This window comes from Verrucomicrobium sp. BvORR106 (assembly GCF_000739655.1).
In the GTDB taxonomy this organism is placed as follows: domain Bacteria; phylum Verrucomicrobiota; class Verrucomicrobiia; order Verrucomicrobiales; family Verrucomicrobiaceae; genus Verrucomicrobium.
On sequence record NZ_BATR01000112.1, the window covers coordinates 80,351 to 105,209 of the forward strand.

Here is a 24,859-nt window from a genome sequence, read left to right on the forward strand (position 1 = left end):
CTTGCCGGGGCCTGTGTTCAGGCTGAATCTCCTGAGCAGCTCATGAAAGAAGCTGATGCTCACGACACGAGGCTGGAAGCCTCGCAGGCGCTGGAAGACTACCTGAAGCTTGAGCAGCTGGAACCAAACAATGCGGACGTGCTGGTGCGAATCGCCCGCCAGTACCGGCATCTGATGGCGGACGCCAAGTCCTCGGGCGAGAAGCAGCGACTCGGGGCCACTGCCCTGGAATACGGTCGGCGGGCCGCGGCCATCGCTCCAATGAACTCGGATGCCCAGCTCTCCTGTGCGATCAGCTACGGCAAGATGCTTCCCCTGCAGAGCAACAAGGAGCAGGTCGCCTGTTCGAAGTTGATCAAGGAAGGGGCGGAGAAGGCCATCAAACTGAACTCCAACAATGACCTGGCCTGGCACATCTTGGGCCGTTGGCATCGTGGGGTGGCCAGTGTGGGGGCGGTCAAGAAGGCGCTGGCTTCCATGATCTACGACAAGCTGCCCGACGCGACCAATGAGGAAGCTGCAGAGTGCCTGGAAAAGGCCGTCAAACTCAACCCCAACCGCTTGATGCACCAGATCGAGCTGGGCCGCACCTACGCCCAGATGGGGCGCACGGAAGATGCCCGCCGCTGCTTGAAGAAGGGGCTGGCCATGCCTACTCTGGAGAAGGATGACGCCGCCATGAAGGAAGCCGGACGGGAAACCCTGGCATCCTTGAACTAGCTGATTCTTTTCAGTTTCAACCCCCAAAACCTACTCCGGGGCCTGTCGTTCGCGTATGCGGGTGGCAGGCCCCGGTGGCGTTTGGTCGGTCAGTGAGTGGTCACTGGTGGCAGACCCTGCTCAGCTGGCGGTACGATGGCGGTCCAGTCAGGCAGGCTGCACAAAGAGCTGTCGATGTACAAGTGATGCCACAGCTGTGTGGACACCACTGCGGCGAGGCCCATTTCCACCGAAAGTCGCGGCATGGATCCTTCCCGCAGATTCTGATAGGATTTGCGCCATTGGCTCACGGCCGCAGCGTCGAAATAACCGCTGCGGTTCAGAGACTCCTCACTCAGCAGTTCGTTGATGAACTCCGGAGAGGGGTCGAGATGGAAGCTGTCGAGCGGAGCGCGGAAGATGACCTTGCCCCGTTTGTAGACAGAAGGCGGTACCCACCGCTCGGCCAGCAGACGGAGGATGTGCTTGTCCCGGAAGCCGTTGAGCTTCCACTTCGGATGAAGCTTGGAGGTGAAGTCGAACACCTCCTCATCCAGAAACGGATACCGGACTTCGACAGAGGAGTGCATGGCGACACGGTCGCCCTTTGCCTGAAGCAGATGCCCTGCGAGCGTGACCCGGCCGGCCATCCAGACCCCGCGATTGGCGGGGGCCCACCGCTTGGCCCTGGTCAGGTCCATCTGGAGGGATTCCCAAGGCTCAATCGTGTCCAGCATGGGGCGCATGGCCTCGCTGTAGAAGCGGAACTTGGTGATGCTAAGCAGTCCGTATGAATCCACCCAGGCATTGGGGCCACCGATCACGTCCTCGATCTGCCGGCGGATGGCGCGGGAGTACTGGGGGACCTTGTTCATCCGCAAGTAACCGCGACGCATCCAATCACTGAGGCGGACGTTGGGCAGCACGTCCAGGTACCCCAGCACCTTGGAAAGTTTGTACCAGGGATAACCCATGAGCCACTCATCCGCGCCTTCTCCCGTCAGCACCACTTTCTGACCGCTGGCGTTGACCTTTTGAGCGAGTTGGAGCAGGGCTGCACAGGAGGTGTCAATGACGGGAGCTTCTGCCGCCTGAATAAGTCGGGGATAAGTGTTGAGGATATCCTCTGTTCGGAAGTTCTGAACTATGGGAGGAGGCGCGCCAATGTGACGGGCCACCATGCTGGCAGCATCGAGTTCGTCCAGCTCGGGATGGTCGACGCGGACCGTGTAGGTGTGCACGTTCTTGCCATGCAGATGACAGGCCAGAGCCAGGATCATGCTGGAATCCACCCCGCCGGAGAGATAGGAGCCGACGGGCACATCCGCCCGCAGTCGCATGCCGACCGCGTGGAGTAAAGTTTTCTCGAAGCGATCTACAAGGTCTTTCTCGTTGCCATCCTCCTCCTGTCCCTGGTCGGGGAAATCCATCTTCCAGTAGGAGCGCTCGTCCAGGGTGGGGCCCGTGTTGGGACCTCCTGGTTGGATGCGCAGGTAGTGTGCCGGGGGCAGCATGCGCACCCCTTCGAAACAGGTGGTTGGTCCCGGGAGCGCTGCGAAGGTGAAAACTTGATCGATGCCCTTGCGATCAGGCCGGGCAGGTACCAGGCCGGAGGCCAGCAGGGCTTTGATTTCAGATGCGAAAAGCAGCCAGTCGCCCTGGCGGGTCCAGAAGAGGGGAGCAATGCCAAAGCGATCGCGCCCCAGAATCAGTTGCTTCTTCGAATCATCCCAAAGGGCAACAGAAAACTGCCCCCGTAGTTTTTCGAAGAAACCCTCTTGAAAATCTTCCCACATATGGGGAAGGATTTCGGTGTCGCAATGGGTGCGCAGCACATGGCCGCGCTCCGTCAGTTCCCTGCGTTTTTCAATGTGGTCAAACAGTTCACCATTGAACACAACATGAACGTTGCCCGACTCGTTCTTCATGGGCTGCTGGCCATCCGCCAGGCCCACGATGCTGAGCCTCCGGGAGGCCAGTCCGACGCCCGGGCGGATGAAGAATCCCTCTTCGTCCGGACCGCGATGCACGATCGCCCGGGCCATCCTGCGGAGAACCTCTTCTGGCACGGTCCGCTCACCGCTCAGATCCAGCATGCCTGCAATGCCACACATAATCTTCGTATCGCTTTTGGATGACCTTTAGGACAGTCTTTTCTGTGAAAAACTGTTGCATTAAAAAAAGACAAAATGTTGGCAGGAAAAGCGCGACAAACCCCCTCACCGCGAATAGAAGGGGTTCAGTTTCTGCATGGTTGCGGAATTTCGTTGAAAATCGTTCATGCTTCCCGAAGTGTAGATGTTCTCGTACAGCAGTAATTCAGTGATTCACGTATATTTGAAGACAATTCTTGTATGAACAAAGAAGGAATTGCCATCGTTGGTGTCGGATGCCGCTTCCCCGGAAAGGTCGCGGACATGGAGTCCTACTGGAAGCTGCTTGCCGAAGGCCGTGAGGCCGTTGGTGAAGTTCCTGCAGACCGGTGGAATTTGGAACGTTACTACGATGCGGAGGCCGGGATTCTCGGCAAGTCGATCGCCAGCCGGGGTGGGTTCGTGGAATCACTCGAGCAGTTCGATCCCCAGTTCTTTGGTATTTCCCCACGTGAGGCTCCGTTTGTGGACCCGCAGCACCGCCTGCTGCTGGAGACTGCCTGGGAGGCGATTGAAGACGCCGGTCTGGTGCTGGACTTTGAGAAGGGCACCGATCTTGCCGTGTACGTGGGCATCTCCCACAACGACTACCAGATCATCCAGGCCTCCCCGTATGATTCCTCGGGCATCAGCCCTCATACGGCCACGGGCAGTGCGCACAGCATTGCGGCCAACCGTATCTCTTACTGTCTCAATCTTACTGGCCCCAGTGTGGCCATGGACACCGCGTGCTCCTCTGCACTCACGGCCGTGCATGCGGCATGTGAGCACATCTGGAGCGGACGTGGTGAAGTCGCCCTCGCGGGCGGCGTGACCATCATGATCAACCCTGGTGGGTTCATCGGGTTCTCTCAAGCGTCGATGTTGTCACCTGATGGTCGTTGCAAAGCGTTCGATGCTTCTGCGAACGGCTTTGTGCGTGGTGAAGGCGCTGGCATGGTCTTGCTGAAGCCGCTTTCGAAAGCGATTGCCGATGGCGACCCCATCCATGGCGTCGTGGTGGGCACCTCTATCAACCAGGATGGTCACACCAATGGTATCTCCCTGCCCAGCCCTGAGGCTCAGGCCCGGTTGGTGCGTGATGCCTGCCGTGATGCCGGTGTTGATCCTTCGAAGATCGGTTTTGTCGAAGCACATGGTACGGGCACGGCAGTGGGCGATCCGATCGAGGCCACCGCGCTGGCGGAAGCTCTCTGTGCCGGCCGTGCATCGGATGATCCGCTGCCAATTGGTTCGGTGAAGACCAATCTTGGGCACCTGGAGACCGCCGCAGGGGTGGCCGGGCTTCTGAAGGCGCTGCTGGTGCTGAAGCACCACCAGATCCCGCCGAGCCTGCATTTTGAAACTCCCAGCCCGCACATTGATTTCCCGGGCCTGAAGCTTCGCGTTCCGACCTCACTGGAGCCGTTCCCGGCGATCGATGGTGAGCGCCTGGTCGGGGTGAACTCCTTCGGGTTCGGTGGTGCCAACGCTCACGTGATCGTGTCTGAGGCTCCCGCACGTCCGCAGCCGGACGGTCCGGTGCTGGCAGATGGCCGCGCCTGGCCGCTTGTGCTTTCCGCCCGTTCGGAAGAAGCGTTGCGTGGCAACGCGGGTCGCATCGCCGACTGGCTGGAAGCCCGCTCCAACGCGAATGGCAGTACACCTTTGTTGCCGGACCTGACTTACACCCTCGGGGCCCGTCGCAACCATCACCAGTATCGCATGACGCTGGTGTCCCAAACGATGCCTGAGGCGATCGAAGAACTGCGGGCCTATGCCGCAGGCACTCCGGGGCCGAAAGTGCAGGAGGCCTTCACTCCGCGTCCGGAGCAGGCTCCCAAGGTGGGTTTTGTGATGAGTGGTCAAGGACCCCAGTGGTGGGGCATGGGCCGTGAACTGATGAAGCATGAGCCGGTGTTCCGCGCCACGATGGAGCGCTGCGCCGAGGCCATGAAGCCTTGGGCCCGGTTCTCCCTGCTTGAGGAGCTGGCCCGCACCGAAGATACGTCCCAAGTGGCCCGTACCGAGGTGGGGCAGCCGGCGATCTTCGCCATGCAGGTGTCTCTTGCTGCCCTCTGGCAGTCCTGGGGTGTGAAGCCCGCCGCCGTTGTCGGGCACAGTGTGGGTGAAGTGGCAGCTGCCTGCGTGGCTGGCATCTTCAGCATCGAAGAAGGCGCTCGCATCATCGTGCAGCGCGCCCGCTTCATGGAAGACTGCGCCCGTGGTGAAGGCACTATGCTGGCCGTGGGGCTTGCCGAAGAGGAAGCCCGCGCCGTCATCGCACGTCATGATCGCACCGTGAGCATCGCGGCCTTCAACGGCCCGCGCTCCCTCACCATGGCGGGGTCGCGTGTCTCCCTGGAGGCCATCCAGTCTGAACTTGATAGCCAGGGCGTGTTTGCCCGGCTTGTGAAAGTGGACCATCCCTTCCACCACGCGCTCATGCAACCTGCCGCAGATGCCCTGGTGGCTGCGCTGGCGGAGATGAAGCCTCTGGCGGACACGATCCCGTTCTTCAGTACGGTGACAGGTGAGCGCTGCGCCGGTGAATCCTGTGATGCGGCCCACTGGGGTCGTGGCATCCGCCAGCCGGTGCTTTTTGCCCCGGCAGTGAACGCCCTCGCCGACTACGGTGTGGACGTCTGGCTGGAGATCAGTGCGCATCCCGCGCTGGCCCACTCGATCCAGGAGTGCCTCACCGCACGCGGAGTCAAGGCTCCGGTTCTTTCCTCGATCCGCCGTGAACGCGAGCATGAGACCATGCTTGAGACGGTGACCAATCTGCACCGCAATGCGGTGGAGGCGGACTTCACTGCCATCACCCCGTCCCGCCGTCAGTTGCCGCTGCCTGCTTATGCATGGGATCGCAGCCGTTGGTGGAGTGAGTCTCCGGACTGGAAAGAAGGTCGTCTTGGCAAGGGTGGCCGTGGTCTGCTGGACACGCGTCTGCCACGGGCGACCCCGACCTGGTCAGCCCGCCTGGATTCCCGCCACATGTCCTTCTTGAAGGACCACAAGGTGGAAAGTCACGTCATCTTCCCCGCAGCGGGTTTTGTGGAGCTGGTCCTGGAAGCAGGGGTGCAGCTCTTTGAAGGCCGCCCCTTTGCTGTTGAGGACTTTGAGATCCGCAAGCCGCTCATCCTGCCGGAAAACCCGTCCAGCATCCAGCTGGAGGTGACCTACGAGAGCAACGAGCGCACGTTCACGATCCAGAGCAAGTTTGAGAACGCAGCTTCGTGGTCGGTCCACGTGGTGGGCACGATGCGCAGCGAGCGTACGGAGTCGACCTTTGCCGGCACCGACTGGGAGTCCGCCTCCAAGGAAGTGCAGGGACTGGAGAAAGTGGATCTGACCCACTTCTATGATCACATGGCCGACAAGGGCCTGCGTTACGGTGAAGAGTTCCGCGGTGTGCGTGAACTCGCTGCCGCCGGTGGCCGCTCTTCCGGGCGGGTCGCCTTGACGGATGCTTCCGCGGTCCGCGCAGGGGAGTATCAGCTGCATCCGGTGCTGATGGACGGTGCTCTGCACGTGTTCTCTGCAGGTGCTCGCACGGTGGAAGGTCGCAAGGCCCGGCTCAAGCTGCCGGTGCGCTTTGCCCGCATCCTCTTCCTTCGTTCGCCAGGGGCCTCCTGCAAGGTGGAAGCTGGAGTTCAAGGATTTAACGATGAGTATCTCCAGGGCCGCCTCGGCATCTACGATGAAGAGGGCAACCCGTGCGTGCTGGTGGATGGCTTCCGTGCCATCGCCGTGGCCGGGGTGCGTCGTTCCGGCGGCGGGGGAGGCATCCGGGATCTCATCTATAATGTGGGCTGGGAGCGCAAGCCGCTGGCTGGTGTTCCGGCCACTCTTGAGCCGCTGCCGCTGTCCCGCCTTCAAGAGGCGGCCGGTGTGGCCCTTGATGAGGTGGTGAATGCCCGTGGGCGTGCCAAGCTGGAAGCCGCACTGGCGGCAGGCGATACGCTCGCCGCGGCTCACCTCGCGCAGGGACTGCGCAAGATGGGTGCGGGTGATCTGATCACGGCAGAGGCGCTGGGCGTGGCTCCGGCACTGCAGCCGGTTTTTGGTCAGCTCATGACCGGCCTCGTGCTGCGTGGACTCGTGGATGCGAAGGACGGTGGCTATGTGCCCACCGCAGAGTTTGACAGTGCGGCCGCCACGGCGGACGACACGCTGCGCGAGTACGTGGAGCAACATCCCGGCCATCTGCCGGAGGCGCTGCTCTGCGTCGCGAACTGCGCCGAACTGACCCCGATTCTTCGTGGTGAGAAGGAGGCCGTGCAGGTGCTCTTTGGCGGAAGTGGTGCGGATCTTCTGGACCAGTTCTACGGTGACGGTCTCTACACGAGTCACTGGCTGGCTGCGATCGCAGCCACGGTGCAGGAGGCGGCCAAGGCGCTGCCGGAAGGGCGTGGTTTGCGCATCCTTGAAATCGGTGCAGGCACAGGCGGTCTCGCCTCGTACCTGCTGCCGAAACTTGAGCGCGGTCTGCATAGCTACACGTTCACCGATATCTCCGCCTCGTTCTTTTCCGGTGCCATGCAGAAGCTGGCCGGATTCCCCGAAGTGGAGTACCGCGCGTACGACTTGGAGCGTGGCCCTGCGGAGCAGGACTACAAGCTCGGCTCCTATGACTTTGTAATTGGCACGAACTGCGTGCACGCCGTGAGCGACGTGCGGGTGGCCCTCGGTCATCTGCGTGATCTCCTCGCACCCGGCGGCAGCCTGGTGTTCATGGACACCGCCTCGCCCCAGCTCTGGACGGAGACCGTCTTCGGTCTCACGAGCGGCTGGTGGAGCCTGACGGATCGCGAACTTCGTCCTGTGCAGCCGCTCATGGAGCGGGAGCAGTGGGAGAAGGTGCTGAAAGAAGTTGGGTTCGAAGAAACTGCCTCCCTCCCGGGCCTGATTGGTCCGCGTGGTGGGGAAGGGCAGATCGGCGTGCTGGCCCGCAAGGCCTGGACGACGGAAGCCGCCCCGGCCGAGATCGAGGAAGCAACGGCAGAAGAGGCGGCCGAAGGTGTTGACCTGGAAACCTCCTGGCTGGTCTTTGCTGATGCTGGCGGAGTGGGCGACCAGCTCGTGTCCCGCCTGCGTGAGGCTGGTGCCCGTTGCCGCGTGGTGACACGCGGGGGTGCCTATGCTTCTGACGGCCAGGATCTGTTTACAGTACGGGCAGAGGCTCCGGAAGACTGGACTCAGCTTGTGACTGAGGTGGTGGCTGAGGCTGCTCCTGAGCGCTTGGTGTATCTCTGGACGCTTGATGAGCCGGCTACACCGACGAATGAAGACGACGTGCTGGGTGGGACGGATGCCCTGTTGCATCTGGCCCAGGCCCAGGATTCCATCTGCCCGGCGGCCAAAGTTCGCCTGGACCTGATCACCCGTGGCGCCCAGTCAGTGGGTCAGGAAGTTCCGGTTACGACGGTGGCTCAGTCTCCGGCCATCGGGATTGCCCGTGTGATTCACAATGAGCAGCCCAGCATCTCGTGCCGCTGCGTGGATCTGCCGCCGGTCGCCTCGGAAGGGGATGTGGATCTGCTGTTGGGTGAACTCGGGAACCGCGACGCAGAGCGCGAAGTGGCCTTCCGTGGGGAAGCCCGCTACGCCATGCGTCTGACGCGTGGACGTTCCGTGCAGGAACAGTGGCTCGATGCCTCGGTGCCGCTTCGTCTGGAGTCGAAGGATCGTGGTCACCTGGATGCTCTGGCGTTCGCGCCGTTTGAGCAGCCAGCGTGCGGTCCGGATGATGTGGTGATCGATGTCATGGCCGCAGGGATGAACTTCCGCGACGTGCTCAAGGCCCTGGCGTTGTATCCTGGTGAAGCCCCGGATGCCCGAATCTTCGGGGACGAAGTGGCTGGGATCATCACTGCCGTGGGTGCGAATGTGGATCACGTGCAGGTGGGCGACCGCGCCTTTGGTCTGGCCGTGTTCGGCATGGCCACCCAGACGCTGGCCCGTGGCTGTGACGTGCGCGTCATGCCGCCCGCGTTGAGCTTCGAGGAAGCAGCAACACTGCCGGTGGTCTTCATGACCTCGTGGCATTCCCTGGTGAATGTTGCCCGCATGCGTGCGGGGGAAACCATCCTCATTCACGCCGGTGCCGGCGGGGTGGGTATGGCCGCCATCCAGATCGCCCGTCACCTGGGTGTGGATGTCATCGCCAGTGCGGGTAGTGCCACCAAGCGCGCCCTCCTGCTGAACATGGGGGTGAAGCACGTCATTGACTCCCGCCGTGGCGACTTCGTGGAGGCCGTGATGGCTCTCACTGATCGTCGTGGGGTGGACGTGGTGCTCAACGCACTGGCCTCCGAGGCCATCCCGATGGGGCTGGCATGTCTCTCAGAATTCGGCCGGTTCATTGAAATCGGCAAACGCGACATTTACCAGAACTCCCGCATCCCGCTCTGGCCGCTGCGTAACAACGCCTCCTTCCACGTCGTGGCCATGGATGCGGTGTTCAGTGGCGATGGCAAGCTGGCCCGCCAGCTTCTGGCTGATGTGACGGAGCGTGTGGAGCAGGGGGCATTGCACCCGCTTCCCTTCCGGGCCTTCCCGGCGTGCCGCGTGGACGCTGCCTTCCGCCAGATGGCGCAAGGCAAGCACATCGGCAAAGTGGTGGTCTCGTTCGCTCCTGAGTTCGTCTCGCGGCGTGGTGAGGCTCCCGTGCCTGCCTTTGAGGTCCGTCCTGACGGAGCTTATCTCATTACCGGTGCCTTCGGTGGCTTCGGCCGCGTGCTGGCCAACTGGCTGGTGGAGGCAGGTGCCCGTCATCTGGTCATGAGCAGCCGTAGCGGCTTGAAGACCCCGGGTGCTGCAGAGTTTGTCCAAGGTCTGGAAGCCAAGGGTGTGCAGGTGCTGACCGTGTCGGCCGACGTGGGCTCCAAGGATGATGTGGCCCGTCTCTTCAACGAGATTGGCCAGCTCGAGGTGCCACTCAAGGGGGTGATGCATCTGGCGATGGTCATTGATGACGCCCCGCTCGGGGTGCTCAATCGCGACCGCATGAAGTCGGTGCTTACGCCCAAATCCTATGGTGGCTGGTTGCTCCATGAGCAGACCGCTGGCCTGGATCTGGACTGCTTCTTGATGTTCTCCTCGGTTTCCAGCGTGTTTGGCAACCCGGCGCAGGCCAACTATGCGGCGGCGAACGCCTTCCTCGACTCTCTTGCCCACCACCGTCGTGCGCTCGGCTTGCCGGCGCTGACTGTGAACTGGGGTGTGCTGGGTGGGGAAGGTTATGTGGCCCGCAATGAGAAAGTGGCTGAGTTCCTGGCGCGCCAGGGGACGGCGGCTCTCTCACCTGGTGAGGTGGTCGCCCTGCTCGAAGGATTCCTTGCCGCGGGCACTGCTCAAGGTGTCGCCATCCGGGTGGATTGGAACAAGTGGCGTCAGTTCTTCCGTGGTATGCAGGAGAACCCCTTGCTGGAACGCATCTTCGCCACGGGCATGGATGACGAGCAAGCTGGTGGTGGCACCAGCGACTGGCGTCTCCGCATTGAGTCCGCCTCTGCTGACGAACGGGAGGGCGTCATCGGCGCCGCCGTGCGGGATGTGGTGGGCGGGGTGCTCCGCGTGAAGCCGGACAGCCTGCGCAACGACCAGCCGCTTACCGATCTGGGGCTGGATTCCCTCATGGGTGTGGAAATCGAGAACTCGCTGGAAGCGGCGATTGGCGTGGCTCTGCCACCTACTAGCCTGATGCGGGCTCGCACCATCGGTCAGATCGTGACCCTCATCGCGGAGCGTGTGGGAGGCAGCAAATCCGGGGCAAGCCCAGCTGCATCAAGCGCGCCAGCGGTGGTGGAGACACCTGCCGCAGTGGAAGAGGTGGATATCGAGTCCCTCAGCGATGAGGACCTTGACCGCCTCTTGGGGGACGACTCGTCCGACGATGTGACGCCGCGTGCCGGTTCCACTGGTACGACTTCTGCGATCTCCTGAGGACATGTCTGACGACAAGCGCGCCCGGCTCAAACAGCTCCTCGCCAACGGGGAAATCAAGCTTCATCCACTCTCCCTCTCCCAGAGGGAGTTGTGGGAAACAACGCCGGTGCCGGTTTCGGACCCTGCCAACCACATCTGCAGTCTGATTTTCATGCGGGGCAAGATCCCGCCTGAAATGACGCGGCAGGTGGTACAGCGGGTGGTGGACCGGCAGGAAGCGCTACGGCTGTCCTTTCTCCCGGGAAAGGACCAGCCGTTTCAGATGGTGCGTGCGACAGGGGAGGCGAACATCAAGTTTCGTGATCTGCCCGAAGCCCAGCAGCGTCCTGATGCGCTGGAGGAGGCGGTGCAGGAGATCTTCGGTGAGCCGTTTGATCTCATGCACGGGCCTCTCTATCGGATCGAGATGTTGTCCCGCTCGGCGGATGACATCGTGCTCGTTTTTGCCGCTCACCACACCATCGCTGATGGCTGGAGTCTGGGGGTGTTTGTACAAGACCTTTGGGCCTCATGTCTGGGCTTGATGAAGGGGGCGAAAGGCCCCCTGCCTCCGGTGCCGATGACCTACTCTGCCTGGAGTGCCGCGGAGCGCGCCCAGTGGCCAGTCACTGAGCTGGAGCAGCGAGCCACCTATTGGAAGCCGTTGCTGAAGGATGCTCCGCGTTTGTGGACCCCGCCGGTGAGGCGTCCTGGTGAACCTCATGCGTTGCGTCGATGGGTGACGGAGATTCCGGCCCCGTTGACTCAGGCCATTCAGGACCTTGCCAAGAAACATCACGCCACTCTCTACAGCACCATGTTGTCGGCGTTTCAGACCACGCTTTGTCAATGGACGGGTGGGGAGGATATCGTCGTGGGTTCGCCGGTGGCGAACCGCACTCATCCTTCCATGAAGGAGACGATGGGCTATGTGTCCGGCGTGGTGCCAGTGCGTGGGCAGGTGGTGCGAGACCGCCCTTTTTCGGAGACCTTGAAGGTGGTGCATGAGTCCACCATGGATGCGTTTGCCAATGCCATGCCCTTTGCAGAGCTGGCGAAGGCGGTGGGGGATGTGCCATCGCCCGGCCACAATCCGCTCTTTGATGTTCGTTTTGCCTTGCAGAATCACCCCGTGCCAGAAGTGGGGTTGCCAGGCATCTCCATGAAGCTGCGCATGCGCTCCACTGGCACGGCCAGGTTCGATCTGGCCTGTGAAGTGACGCAGGATGGAAATGTGCTGGAATTGGTCTGGTTGTCCCGGGATTCCCTGTTCACCCAGCCCGAGATTGAAAAGCTCAATGACCTGTATCAACTTGTGCTGACGCGGGCCTGCCAGGCACCCGGCCAGACCAGTGCCGCGCTCATGTCTTGACGACTTGACGGAACACCCTCCTTACGATCGTGATGAACACTGCCCCAGTTCAAGCACCCGCACCGGCAAGCAATCCGCTTGAGGATCCGCATGAGCCTCACTGGGTGAGCCGTGCTGCGTTTCCGCTGCTGACCTTGATGCTGGTCATCAATCTCGCGGGAATCTTTTTCGCGCTTTTCTACAACAACTACTGGGTGGCGATTCCACTCATGCTGACCGCCAGCCACCTTATGCATGGGAACCTCATTGGTTTCCATGAGGCATCGCACGGCATGCTGCGCAAGAGTCGTTTCCTCAATGAGGTGGACGGTGTGCTCATCGGACTGCTGAGCAACACCAGCTTCAGCCTCTACCGGGCGGCACATCAGACGCATCATGCGCATCTCTCATCCGAGCGGGATGAGGAGTTCTGGCCGTTTGTGGATCCCAAGCAGCCCCGCTGGTTCCGGGTGGTGGCCGCCGTCGCAGAGCTTTCCTGTGGTCTGTATGTCACCCCGATGGTCTTCCTGCGCACGTTCCTCCGGAAGAACTCGCCGATCCGCAGCAAGAAGGTGCGTCGCCGCATCTGGAACGAGCTGATCTTCATTGTGGGGTTCTGGACGGTGACGGTGGCCCTGGTGGCTTACTTCGGTGTATGGAAGTACTTCCTTGGCCTGTATCTGGTGCCCGGGTTTATTGCCGGGAACCTTCAGGCCTGGCGCAAGTATATTGAGCATGTGGGTTTGACGGGCTCGACCATCCGCAGCGCCACCCGCAGCATTGTGGCAGACTCGATCATGGGCCGCATCGTGTCATTCTCGTTGCTTCATGAACCCTTCCATGGTGTGCACCACCAGCGGGCGGGTCTTCCGCACGCCGAACTGCCTTTGCATCGGGCGGACCTGATGCCGGTGCACGAGGATGATCATCCGCCGTTTCCCAGTTACTGGCATGCTTTCCTGCACCTCCTCGGATGCTTGAAAGACCCTCAAGTGGGAGCGCAGTGGCGACGGGCCGGAGCCCAGAAATAGCCGCATAGGGGCGAAAAGCCCATGACGCCAGTGGCGTCAATCCAACGGCCCGGGACGGAGATTGCTTTGCAGTCTGACCCCGGGCTCTTTTGTTTTGCGCAGAGGGTGAGGGGTTCGTGTATTCAACGCTCTGTCGAGGGTGCGCGAGAAGCTGATGCCGCGCTCTTCTCGAGAGGATGGTTTCCGGGGCGAGGGGGCAGGTTTTGGGCCGTCCATCCCCAGGAAAAACCTCTGCGTCTCCCTCATGCTCAATCGGTTGCCAGTCGCAGAACGATCTCACCCAACCATCTCCGGGGTACTGCCCGATCCCTTGCGAAGACCGGACACGCGGTTCTCTACGCGTTGTGACGGTGTCCAGATGCAAGAACTGAACCCTACCAAGAACCCCAACATGAATACGACTGCCAAAACATCTGCCGCCAGCCTGGTCGCTGCGGCATTCATCTCAATGAGTACCGTGGTCTCCGCCCAGGTCACGGTCGCGGAGACTTCGACAACCGGCTACGGCACCATCACGACTTATTCACCCGGGCAGACCCTCGTGGTGAATCAAGAGTCCGGTTCGCCAATCAGCTATTCCGTCACCAAGCAGACGACGTTTGTGGATGAGGCGGGACAACCCGTCGAGGCTACTCACATCACTTCCGGCGTTCCGATTTCGGTGAGCTATGTGCGTGATGGCGACCGCATGGTGGCCTCTCGGGTGATTGTTAAGAAGACCGTGACGACGACTGGCGGCCCGGTGGCGACCCAGACCACCCGCACGACCACTACAACCACTACGGGTGCCGGGACGATCTCGCAGTTCAGCCCTGGCCAGACCATTGTGCTGCGTTCCACCTCGGGACCTCTGACCTATGCCACCTCCAGTTCCACCGTGTATGTGGATGAAACGGGTGCCCCGGTAGCGGTGGAGAAAATCTCAAGCGGTGTGCCTGTGACGGTGCACTATGTGCAGGAAGGGGACCGTATGATCGCCAATCGCGTGGTGGTGACCCGCACTACCGCTGTACCCACCCGTCCGCTGACCAAGGATGAGCGTGAAGATCTGAAGGAGCAGCGGGAAGAGGCGAGGGAGGATGCCCGGGAACGCCGCAAGGAAGCACGAGAAGAGGCGAAGGAGCGCCGGGAAGATCTCAAGGACGACTAAGTGACGCTTCCTTCAAAGTTTTTTCTTTCAGGCAGCGGTATCCCTCGCGATGATTGGGGGACCGCTGCCTGTTTTGTTTCTGCAACGACGTGTCAACACCCTGCGTTAACCATCATCGCTGAGCTTCTATGAAACTGGTACCCTTTCTGACTGCCCTCGCTGGCGGCGTTTTCTTGTCCACCGCTGCGCTGGCAGCCGATGCCCCCGGCGCGGCGGAACTCGCGGCAAAGCTGAGTGATCTCCAGCAGGATGGCAATACGTTCATCCGGGTGAAGATGATCGTGAGCTCCCCGGCCAATCCTTCTGATCCGAAGACCACGCTGCAGCTTCAGATCAAGTCCCGACGCACTTCGGCGGGTCAAACGGATGTGCTGTATCAGGTCCTCTTTCCCAAGGAACGGAAGGGTGAGGCGGTGCTCATCAGCAGCAATGGCAGCGGGGCGACCTTCACGCCTCCCGACAAGGTCCAGCCCTTCGACGCCTCAAAGTTCAAGGAATCCCTGCTGGGAGGCGATCTTTCCTATGACGACGTTTCGGACAATTTCTTCGCCTGGAAAGATCAGAGTCTGGCGGGTACCGAGACCGTCGGCAATGTGAGCTGCCAGATCCTGGAATCCAAGCCGAAGGGCGCACGCTCCACCTATACGATGGTGAAGTCCTGGATCGACACGAAGCGCATGGTCCCACTGCGGGTGGAGAAGTACTCTGGCAACCAACTGGTGCGCCGGATCGATACCTCCGACGTGGCCAATGTGGACGGGCGCAACGTGCTGGCCATGCTGGTGATTCGCAGAGCCGGGCAGCCCACCGCCACAGAGATGGATGGCTCCCGCATCAAGCGCGGGGTGAGCTACACCGACGCGGATTTCAGCGCAGAAGGGCTCAAGAACTTGAACGGGCCCAAAGGGGGCGAGTAGTCCTTCTCGAAGAACACGGCGCATCAAGTTGGGTATCATGAATGAACAACAATCGTCTGGACCATCTGAAGCTCCCCGTGTAGCCTCCGGCATGGCAGAAAACGCGCCGTCGGCATCCACACCTTCCGTGTATGAGGCAAGGGGATTGAAAAAGGAGTTCGACGGCGGCAAAGTGGCCGCATTGCGGGGCGTGGATTTGGACGTGAGGGAAGGGGAGTTTGTTGCCATCACGGGCCCAAGTGGCTGTGGCAAGAGCACACTCCTGCAGCTGCTGGGATCTCTGGCATTGCCCTCTGAAGGTTCTCTCAAGTTCCGAGGACGCTCCATTCCGGACATGCCGGATCCGGCCCATTACCGGTCTCACGATATCGGATTTGTTTTCCAGGCCTTCCATCTGCTGCCCACCTTCACGGTGCTGGAGAATGTGCAGATCCCCATGTTCGAAGGGGGGTTGACGAAGTCCCAGCGAAGAGACCGTGCGGCGGAACTTTTGGAATCTGTCGGCTTAGGACACCGCCTCACCCACTTTCCCTCCGAGTTATCGGGCGGGGAGCGTCAGCGAGTGGCGATCGCCCGTGGCCTGGCCAACGGACCCTCTGTGGTGTTGGCGGATGAACCCACGGGCAATCTGGACAGCGCCAACGCTGAGCAAATCCTGGACTTGCTGCTGAAGCTGCACCGCGATCGCAAGGTGACGCTGGTGCTCGTCACACATGATCTGGGCATCGCCGGACTGGCCACCCGCACCATCCGGATGAAGGATGGTCGCGTCGTTTCTGAGACCTCCCCTTCAACGCCGTCTCCTGCCAATCACCCATGACCTTTTTCACTATTGTAACTCGTGGATTGATGCGTCGTCCGGTGCGGACGGGGCTCACGCTGGCCGGTATCTCCATTGGCATCGCTGCGGTGGTGGCGCTGGTGGGCATGGCCTGGGGCTATGAGAAGAGCATCGGCAAGCAGCTCGACGTCATTGGCATCGACATGATTGTGAGCAACATGGGCGGAGGCATCATGCCGAAGGTCTTCGACGCAAACGTGGAGGAGAAGGTCGCCAGCCTGCCGAAGATTAAGGAAACGACATCTCTGCTGATGCAGCTGATCAGCGTGGAAGACGCGCCCATGATCATGGTGTCCGGCCGCAAATGGGGTGGGTTTACATGGCACCAGCTCAAGGTGGTAGAAGGTCGCATGATCAAGGACGAACATGAACCGGCGGTGGTGCTGGGACGGCTCGCGGCCGAGGTGTTGAAAAAGAAGATCGGTGACACCGTTCTTCTGGATAGTGAAGAGCTGAATGTGGTGGGGATCGTCGATGGCGGATCGGTCGTGGAGAATGGCGCCATCATCCTCTCTCTGGCTGTCATGCAGAGGGTTACCCTCAATGAAGGCAAGGTGAACTTCATCGACATCCGCCTTCAACCGGGCACTGACAAGAACGGGGTGACAGAAACGGCGGCGGAGATCAAAAAGATCTTCCCGGAAGGGCGTGCCGTGAAGGCCAGTGAAGTGGTGGGTACCAGCCAGGGCTTCCGGGTGGCCCAGGCGATGAGCTGGAGCACCTCCATCCTCGCCATCGCGGTGGGGATTCTGGGGGTGATGAACACCATGCTCATGACCGTGTTCGAGCGGACGCATGAGATTGGCATCCTGCTGGCAGTGGGCTGGCGGAAGCAGCGGGTCATGCTGATGGTGCTGTTTGAGTCGGCGCTCCTGGGCCTGCTGGGCGGGATTCTGGGAGTGCTGCTCGGTGCGGCAGGACTCTTGATCCTGGAAACCACGCCCGCCATCAAGGGGATGCTGGAGCCAGATCTGAGCCCGAAGCTCCTGATCACCTCAGTGCTCATTGCGGTGGTGGTGGGCTTGATCAGCGGGCTCTATCCTGCGTGGCGCAGTTCCAGGCTTTCCCCTGCCGTGGCCATCCAGAGCTGAGTTGACGCAGATTTACTGCGAGTTGACCCGCCCGCCTCTGGCGATGGCCCGATTCATTTTTTACACAGACCGGTGCAGCATCTGCTTCTGGGCGATGAGCATCTTGGTTCTTTGGCTGTCTAAAGCGTCACTCGCATGAAGAATTTGAAACCGATGGAGGCTGTGGCCGTGTTGTACGCAACCGGCCAGGAGGACGTGTCGCGGGCGATCGTGGCGAGCTTGAGTCAGACCATTTTTGGTGGAACTGGGCTGGAGCCGGCGAATCGTGCCAAGCAATTGCTGGCCCGCATCTCCTACAGGTTGTTGAAGTGGACCACGCGTTCGGTGTTGCCGGATGGGGCGAGTCACGGGGATGCCACGGTGTACCGGAACGTCATTCTGGACAGGTCCGGGCACCCCTACGCAGCCGCCCTGATGGGAACGACGAGCAAGGCGACGCAATGTCTGGTGGAAGGTGGGGATCCCATGAACAGCCAGTACATGATGATCTCCCCAGAGATTCGGCAGAACGCCGGCACGTGGGACCGGATTTTCCTAGACTCAGTGCAGGGGAAGGACGTGCGACTGCGCATGGTCTGGGAGACTCTGGCAACGTACGAGGCGGCCCGGGCCCTGCTGGATGGTGGCAAGAGTGTGCGAATGAAGGCGGTGGCTGCGGGAACGGGCCTGAGCCTGATCCTGGTGTATGACCGGCTCATTCGTGACGGTTTCGATCCCAGCCGGATCACGGTGTCCATCACCGACCGTGACCCGGTCAACATCGAGAAGGCAAACCGGCTGATGGACAAGATTGAGACCACCAAGGGGCGCACGGCGGTGCAGGAGCGAAGCGGTGGCATCCTGGCCAGGCCAGAGGACCTTTTTGCCAGGCTGGGCCATGGCGACACCGGCCTGGAGCCCTATGATGTGGTCACGGCCATCGGCATTCTGGAGTACTTCCACGGGCATACCTACACCACCACGGAACACCATCTGAACCTGTCTGTGCAGGCGGAGGCTGCTTCGGCGATCGACCTCGTGCAGCGCCTGGATGAGATGGTGTCGGACCAGGGGAGCGTGGTGGTCAATACTTACCGGCGGAATGCTGCCACCCAGCTTCTGGAGTTGTTCGGGCGGCGCTTCGACTACCGCGACCACGAGAATCTGACGGCTTTGATGGCGGCGGCCAATTTTGAACTGACCCGGCTGATGGGTTCCGGTCACGTGTACGACGTGGAGGTGTACGGAAAAAAATCCGTCACAATGGCTGCGTAGGCGGGTGGGAAGCGAAGGTCCGCTTGACGAGTGCCCTATTCGGCATTTACAGGCGGGCCAACCATGCGCTTGCCGACGACTCTCTGTGCCGCTGTTCTCTGGATAGTCACCGTGTGTGTGACGGGGTGCTCCGGGTATTCCTCGGTGCGAATCAAGCGGCCAAAGGCCAAGGCTGAGAGTCTCTCCGGAGCGGTGCTGAAGAAGGCGCTGGGGGATCCACGAAAAGAGCCCGAACTGCAAATCGGGCGTCTGCTCAATGCAGCGTCGCTGGCGTCAGACAAGCTGCGTCGCAACCCAACGAACAACCAGGCCCGTCGCGACTACAACTTTGCCATTGGCCGCATCTTTGAGGTGATCCACGAGGCAGGCCTGGAGCCGTGGAAGCAGCCGATCAAATGCCCGGGCAAAGACGGGCCGTGGACCTTCTCCATCAAGACCGATGGTGATCCTACGCACGATCCTTCGCTCTTCCGCATCCTGCCAGCCGACCGGTTTGAGTTTAACGGCAGCCTGGTGAAGCAACGCACGGTGAAGCAGGGCATCGGCGCGCCCATGGTGGCTTCCAGCAAGCCCGGGCTGGACTTCACGAAGAAGGACCGCTTCATCATGGGGCAGAACGTGTACTACGGGCTGACGGTGCTGATCCGGTTTGACGGTCAGCGTTGCACAGCCGTTTCCTATGACCCTCTGCAGGTGGAGAACGTGCAGTTGTCCGGCCACAGCTTCCCACTCGCCGCGGATTTCACTGCCGCGATTGGACTGGCACTGGCGGAGTTGAAGCCCCGGCGCACGGAGTTGGAGCGGATGTTCCGTCCAGACCAGTTCGCGGGTACCAGCCGTCTGGCCAGACTGCAGCCCTATGAGGCTCATAAGATCCCGATTCTGTGCATCCATGGTCTGGGTGACTCCCAAGCCACTTGGGCCCCGATGATTGAAGCCTTGCGTGGGGACCCGGTCATCCGCCAGCACTACCAGTTTTGGTTCTACACCTATCCCACTGGTTTCCCTTATCCCTTGATGGCGGCGGATCTGCGGAAAGAGCTGGATGACATGTCAGCCAGGTACCCCGGACACAAGAAGTTCGTCGTCATTGGCCACAGCATGGGCGGGATGATTGCGCGTGAGCTCATCACGGACAGCGGTATGAAGCTGTGGAACGCCTACTTTGATGTGCCGCCGGGTGAGCTTAAGGTGTCTCCGGAAGGCCGCAGCATCCTGGAAAACACTTTGATCTTCAACCACCGGAGCGACATCTCCCGGGTGGTCTTCCTCTCTGCCTCCCTGGGGGGCAGTGACGTGGCAGTGGGATTCTTTGGCAGGCTGGGCAAGAAGCTCATGGGCAACAGCACGGCCATTCTCGGTGACATGGACGACACCATGAAGGCGGTGAAGGCTGCCAAACCGGCCAACACTGGTGAGCCGATCCTGGCGATGCCTAACAGCCTGGATGCGTTGGATCCGGACAATCGCTTCCTAACCACGATCAACAACATTCCTCCCACGCCGGGAATTCCGTACCACTCCATCATCGCGGACCGCGGCAAGGGTGGCAATCTGGACAAGACCAAGCCGGTAAGCACTGATGGTCTGGTGCCCTACTGGAGCAGCCATATCGACGGGGCGCAGAGTGAACTGATCGTGCCCAGCGGGCATTGGTCCAATCAAAACCCGCAGGCGATTGCCGAGGTACGGCGAATTCTGCTGTCGCACATTGGTCGGAAAGCCAGCCCGGTGGCCCCGTCCGCCCCTGAGCGGCAGGATCTCAACACGAATGAACTACAGTTGCCCGCAGGGGCTGCCCGCATCCTGGATTGAGGTGGGGCGGGTGCAGCTCTGCGGAGGCCTGGAGTGGAAACGCTACTCTACGAGCCACAATTTCCTTAAACCCCCGTCCTTTCCCAGCACGGGGTCAAAGTCGGGCAGGGGAACTTGCTTCACACGATCCAGAGCCTGGGGGCGCTCGCCAGGTTCCCCAGTGAGGATGTCGCATTCCCTGCCATCGGGGTAGGCACCCACCACACCGAAGTCGTGGCTGTGCTCGATGCACATGTGCCCGACGCCCGCAGGGATGACGACTACGTCCCCGGCTTGAACCTGTGTCACGTGCCCGTTCGCGCCGCCCAGCTTGAGGGTGGCGGAGCCTCGGTACACTCCCAGAACCTCATGGGTGTTGCTGTGGTAGTGGTGGTAGGGATAGACTCCGTTTCGCCACGAACGGGTCCACTGGTTGGTCGCGAACTGTTGCTCGAACACCACTGCCAGATCTTGCTGAGCATCCTCCGCCAGTCTCACCGTGCCTTGGTAAAGCAGGAGGGGGAGCGGACTGTTGGGGATACGCCCGTCGTCCGCAAACGTGAAGGTGTCTGGAGCGGGGGGATGAAAGTCAGACATGGGTGGGAGCGGGCGCGATTGGGCGGGCTTTCGCGAATGAATCGCACCTGGAGGCTGGCTGGGCGGCTTCAAAAGGCCCACGAAACCTTCACTCCGAACCAGCGTGGAGCACCAATGCTGACCAGATCATCTCCCGAGCGGCCGGTTTCGACCTCTTCATCAAATACGTTCTCCATCACCAGGGACACGCGCAGTTGTGAGTTGATCTGACAGCTGATGGAGGCGTCCCATACGAGGTAGGAGTCCAGTATCTGCGTGTTCAGATCGTCCTCAAACTGTTCACTGCCATATCGCGCCTGGATGAGGGCCTGCCAGCGCTGCGCAGGCCGCCAGGTGACGCCTCCGGTCAGGACATGAGGAGGTGCCTGGGCGAGTTCACGCCCATCCAGGGCTGCGGAATGCGCTTTCACTTCGGTGTCCGTGTACAGGTAGCCTGCATTCATTTCCAGCCAGGTGGTCGGCTCCCAGCGAGCCTGAAGTTCCAGCCCGGTCGAGACAACCGAGGACACATTTTGCCGTTGGCGGTACACGCCTCCGTCTGGCACCACTGTACCGTCAGGGGCGGTGCCCGGGCCATTCAAGAGGGTGACGTTGGCCACGGCATCCTTCAGTTCGTTCCAGAAGACGGTTGCCCCCAAGTGCCAGGCCTTGACTGGTTCCCAGGTCACCCCGGCTTCCACGCCGGTGAGTCGCTCAGGTTCCAAGCTGGCATTTCCCACCGTGATGTCATTGCGCACGCGGAAGGGGCGATAGAGTTCATTTAGCGTGGGGACTCGAAAGCCGGTGTAGGCGGCGCCACGCAGCACCACTCCCTCCATCACCGTATGAGTCAGCCCCAGACGGCCGTTGGCCACCACGCCATCACGGTCGGGGTAGTCCACATCCAGCAGAGGGCTGTTGGGGGCGATGACGTTTTCCCGACGATGGCCGGAGGCAAGCCGCCAGTAGTCCGCCCGGCCCCCTAAGGTGAGTGCCCAGTCGTCAGGGAGTTGCCAAGTCTGCTCGGCAAAGAGGCCTTGCAGCCACTGTTCACCGCCAGCCACGCGGTGGTTCAGGAAATGACCGGAGTCAAACCGGAAACGTTCGCGGGTTTCGCCTTCGATCCAGCGTCCATCCACACCGAAGATCAGGCGGGAGCCCTCCTTGACCGCGACCGGGAGAGGGAGCCCTCCCACCCAGGTGGTGGTGAGGCTGTAGCCCAGGGAGTGCGCGGGCACCTGGTACTGATCCAGCGCAGATGTCTCTGCGGTGCGGTCGGCATTCACCGAGCTGAAGGTGCTGGCAAACTCGCGGTCCTGGTAGTAGAGCAGAGCTTCCCAGCGGACATCGCCAGCCGGCCCCCGCAGGCCGAGGCTGAGATCCAGGGCCTCGGTGCGATTGCCGGTGTAAGGCGTGCCGTTTCCGCGATTTTCCTCGAACCATGCTCCCCGCAGGGTTACCTCAGTGCCTGACTCGAGGGTGGTGGCAATGCCTGTCTCGGCCAGGAAGGAACGTGAGTCTGCGTGGATGTCCACCGGGCCACGCTGGCCAGCCTGCACTACGGGGTACCCATCCGTGGCCTGTTCATGGAAGGTGGTGGTGATGCGGAACCGACCGGCATCCACCTGGGAGAGCAGGGTGGCTGCATGGGTCTCCCGGTCGCCGGCGAGAGCCTCCACCGTCACGTGTTCCGGCTGGTGCCGGGTGAGGTAGAGCGTGCCGCCCAAGGCGTTGTTGCCAAAGAGCCCCGCGCCGCCGCCCTGCTCCACCTGAACGGTCCCGAGCAGGGCAGGAGGGAGGCGGTTCCAGTACACCCAACCTCCGAACGGGTCATTCTGGGGCACGCCATCCAGAAGCACCAAGGTGCGGCCAGCTCCGTTCGGCCCAAGGTTGCGCAGGCTGGGGCCTTGTGTGGTGGGATTGGCCACCTCACTACCGGTGCGCCGGAAGAGGCTGAAGCCCGGCACTGCGGTCTTCAACACTCCGTCCAGGGTTCCTTGAGGGAGATCGAGCACCTCCTGCCGCGTGAGAGAGGTCACTCCAAACGCGCTTTGTGCGAGGGAATCCACCGGATAGCGGGAGGAAACTACTTCCACCTGCGGCAGCTCCTCTGGCTGCTGGGCGCAGAGGGTGGTGGCAAGGGAAAAGAGCAAGAGGCAGCCGGTGGAAAGCTGAAAAGGGGAGGGATGGCGAGGAACTGGCATGAGTTTGGCAGGCTCTTGAAAACGGTGGAGGTGCCGCGGATTCAGCATGGGATTCACGGCAAACTCGATCAAGTGCCCGCGTCTGGGAAGATGAACCATCTTTTATTCGCTCTTGGCAAACGAGGGGACAGGATCGAGTCCCGCATTAGCCGTCCCTATGAATATTGATCGTCCAAGCCAGCCATCACTTGCTCACTGTGGTGTCGAGGGGATGGCAGGCTTGCGGGTGACCCGGCGCGACCTGGCGAGGGGGCTGCTGGCCGGGGTTTTCAGCAGGATGACATCGTGCCGAGAGGCGGAGCCCGTGGAGGATTCCGAGAGCACCCGCCCGGCCCAAACATGGCGTCGGCGACCTCCGGCGGAACTCGGCTTGGATGCGAGGAAGCTAAGGGCCTTCACAGAGCACGTGGGCGGCAACGGCTGCATCATCCGGCGAGGCTGGCTGGTGCACGACTGGGGGCATCCTACAAAGACGATTGAGGTGGCTTCTGCGGGCAAGCCTGTGGTGGCCCACTTTCTGTATCGTGCGATCGAGTTGGGGCTGCTTCCCGGGCTGGACAGTCTGGTGATGGACCATGAGCCTCGTTTGGGGGATCTCAATGCGCGGCTGGGTTTCAAAGACCGGCAGATCACCTGGAGGCATCTCCTACAGCAGACTGCCTGTTACGGTAGCGCCAATGCTCCGGGTACCTTGACTACAATGACCTGCAGATGGCGTTGTTCTGGAGGGTATTGATGTTCAAGGTTTACCGGACGCATATGGAAACGGTCAATCACCATGTGCTTCTGAAGCATCTGACGAGAAAGATCGGCTTGGAGGACCGGCCGTGTTTCATCAAAGGAGGGGAGCTTACTTCCCCCGGCCATCTCAAGATCTCGGCACGGGATTTTTGCCGGTTCGGGCTGCTGTATGCGCGGGGTGGCAAGTGGAGGGAGAGTGGGCTACCACCTCTATCACCAGAGAGCGTGCACGAGGCTTTGCGGCACCCCCTGCCGACGAACATGCCCAAAGCGCACGGAAAGGCGGATGTCATCAGCGGTGAGGTCTCCTATGGAGGCGGCACCCAGCAGGAGGAGAATCTCGGCTGCTACAGTAACATGTGGTGGATCAATGGCGTGGACGCCAGGGGGGTAAGAACGTTTCCGGATCTGCCTCATGAGATGTTCTCCGCGGTAGGGCAAGGGGGGACTCACGTGATGGCGCACCTCACTTCCCCCGGCCTCACCGTGGCCTGGACGCGTAGCAAACTTCCTGCAGCTACAAAGATGACGGGTGCGGGCAAAGACCGGGTGAACTACGCCTTGAGCCTCTTGCTTCGCGCCGTGGGTTAGAGAAGGCGTGACGGGGACCGGTACAAGGGTGTTGCGTTTTGCCCATGGACGTCCACACTGGAGACTTCTTCACCCCCTCTGACCTCCCCAAGCCATGAGTGATCGCAACGCGAAATCGGAATACCTCGTCCTCTCCCGCGGCCAGTGGGACAAGTCGCTTTCCAAAGAGCAGATTCAGACCGCCATCGACTCGTTTTACGTCTGGATCGAAGGCATGATCGATGAGGGCAAGATGAAGCATGGTCAGCGGCTTGCCGTGGGCGGAAAGACGGTGGGAGCCAAGGGGGTGATCGTGGATGGCCCATTCGGCGAATCGAAAGAAGTGATCGGAGGCTACTGGTTCATTGTCGCGGAGAATCTCGACGAGGCCGCAGAGTACATCTCGGGCAATCCCTGTATCCAGTGCGGGCTCTTCTTTGAACTGCGGCCTCTGGAACTGGAGCGTGCCAGAGCGTATGCCGAGACGAATGAAACGCCGGTGGAGGCGTAGATGACGAACGGAGGGAAGGAGGGCGCCGACAAAGGTTGCGACCCATACCCGCTCCCTCATGGGTT

General features: G+C 61.2%; 16 protein-coding genes. 13 read left to right on the forward strand and 3 right to left on the reverse strand.

From position 1 onward, the window contains the following. The first annotated feature begins 42 nt into the window (after positions 1-42). Entirely contained in the window at positions 43-720 is a 678-nt protein-coding gene (locus BV106_RS19900; RefSeq protein ID WP_265595872.1) for a hypothetical protein, read from the forward strand. An 89-nt stretch (positions 721-809) separates the two neighbouring features. Here the strand turns inward: BV106_RS19900 and asnB are convergent, their stop codons facing one another. Further along, the gene (gene asnB / locus BV106_RS19905; RefSeq protein ID WP_038167492.1) at positions 810-2,813 is read right to left on the reverse strand and encodes an asparagine synthase (glutamine-hydrolyzing); all 2,004 of its coding nucleotides are present in this window, start codon (positions 2,811-2,813) and stop codon (positions 810-812) included. A 240-nt stretch (positions 2,814-3,053) separates the two neighbouring features. On the opposite strand from asnB, the gene BV106_RS19910 reads away from it, so the two are divergent. From BV106_RS19910 to BV106_RS19950, 9 genes are all read left to right on the forward strand, one after another. Next, a complete protein-coding gene (locus BV106_RS19910; protein ID WP_265595873.1) occupies positions 3,054-10,781 on the forward strand; it encodes a type I polyketide synthase in 7,728 nt (2,575 codons plus the stop codon). A gap of 4 nt (positions 10,782-10,785) precedes the next feature. Then, positions 10,786-12,135: a condensation domain-containing protein gene (locus BV106_RS19915; protein WP_038167493.1), complete on the forward strand. Its 1,350-nt coding sequence runs from the start codon at positions 10,786-10,788 to the stop codon at positions 12,133-12,135. Between the two features lie 32 nt (positions 12,136-12,167). Further along, positions 12,168-13,145, forward strand: coding sequence for a fatty acid desaturase (locus BV106_RS19920; protein WP_038167494.1), 978 nt, complete (start codon positions 12,168-12,170; stop codon positions 13,143-13,145). Between the two features lie 391 nt (positions 13,146-13,536). Continuing rightward, a complete protein-coding gene (locus BV106_RS19925) occupies positions 13,537-14,295 on the forward strand; it encodes a hypothetical protein (RefSeq protein WP_265595874.1) in 759 nt (252 codons plus the stop codon). A gap of 128 nt (positions 14,296-14,423) precedes the next feature. Further along, entirely contained in the window at positions 14,424-15,212 is a 789-nt protein-coding gene (locus BV106_RS19930; protein ID WP_038167497.1) for an outer membrane lipoprotein-sorting protein, read from the forward strand. 91 nt (positions 15,213-15,303) lie between these two features. After that, on the forward strand, positions 15,304-16,032 hold the full coding sequence (locus BV106_RS19935; RefSeq protein ID WP_038167499.1) for an ABC transporter ATP-binding protein: 729 nt from the start codon (positions 15,304-15,306) through the stop codon (positions 16,030-16,032). Beyond that, positions 16,029-17,144, forward strand: coding sequence for an ABC transporter permease (locus tag BV106_RS19940; RefSeq protein WP_038167502.1), 1,116 nt, complete (start codon positions 16,029-16,031; stop codon positions 17,142-17,144). The genes BV106_RS19935 and BV106_RS19940 overlap by 4 nt, the downstream gene beginning before the upstream one ends. Before the next feature lie 135 nt (positions 17,145-17,279). After that, a complete protein-coding gene (locus BV106_RS19945; RefSeq protein WP_038167503.1) occupies positions 17,280-18,398 on the forward strand; it encodes a hypothetical protein in 1,119 nt (372 codons plus the stop codon). A gap of 63 nt (positions 18,399-18,461) precedes the next feature. Next, a complete protein-coding gene (locus tag BV106_RS19950) occupies positions 18,462-20,213 on the forward strand; it encodes an alpha/beta fold hydrolase (RefSeq protein WP_265595875.1) in 1,752 nt (583 codons plus the stop codon). 42 nt (positions 20,214-20,255) lie between these two features. Here BV106_RS19950 and BV106_RS19955 read toward each other — a convergent pair whose 3' ends face one another. Together BV106_RS19955 and BV106_RS19960 are read right to left on the reverse strand one after the other, a co-directional pair. Next, complete coding sequence (locus BV106_RS19955; protein ID WP_038167504.1) at positions 20,256-20,789, reverse strand: cupin domain-containing protein; 534 nt, start codon at positions 20,787-20,789, stop codon at positions 20,256-20,258. Between the two features lie 68 nt (positions 20,790-20,857). Then, positions 20,858-22,972: a TonB-dependent receptor gene (locus BV106_RS19960; protein WP_265595876.1), complete on the reverse strand. Its 2,115-nt coding sequence runs from the start codon at positions 22,970-22,972 to the stop codon at positions 20,858-20,860. Between the two features lie 277 nt (positions 22,973-23,249). Here BV106_RS19960 and BV106_RS19965 point away from each other — a divergent pair, with 277 nt between their 5' ends. The 3 genes from BV106_RS19965 (at position 23,250) to BV106_RS19975 (ending at position 24,794) form a co-directional block, all read left to right on the forward strand. After that, positions 23,250-23,708, forward strand: a complete 459-nt coding sequence (locus BV106_RS19965; protein ID WP_265595877.1) for a hypothetical protein — start codon at positions 23,250-23,252, stop codon at positions 23,706-23,708. Positions 23,709-23,974: 266 nt separating this feature from the next. Further along, positions 23,975-24,304: a hypothetical protein gene (locus tag BV106_RS38690; protein ID WP_265595878.1), complete on the forward strand. Its 330-nt coding sequence runs from the start codon at positions 23,975-23,977 to the stop codon at positions 24,302-24,304. A 94-nt stretch (positions 24,305-24,398) separates the two neighbouring features. Further along, positions 24,399-24,794, forward strand: a complete 396-nt coding sequence (locus BV106_RS19975; protein WP_038167508.1) for a YciI family protein — start codon at positions 24,399-24,401, stop codon at positions 24,792-24,794. Positions 24,795-24,859: the final 65 nt, after the last annotated feature.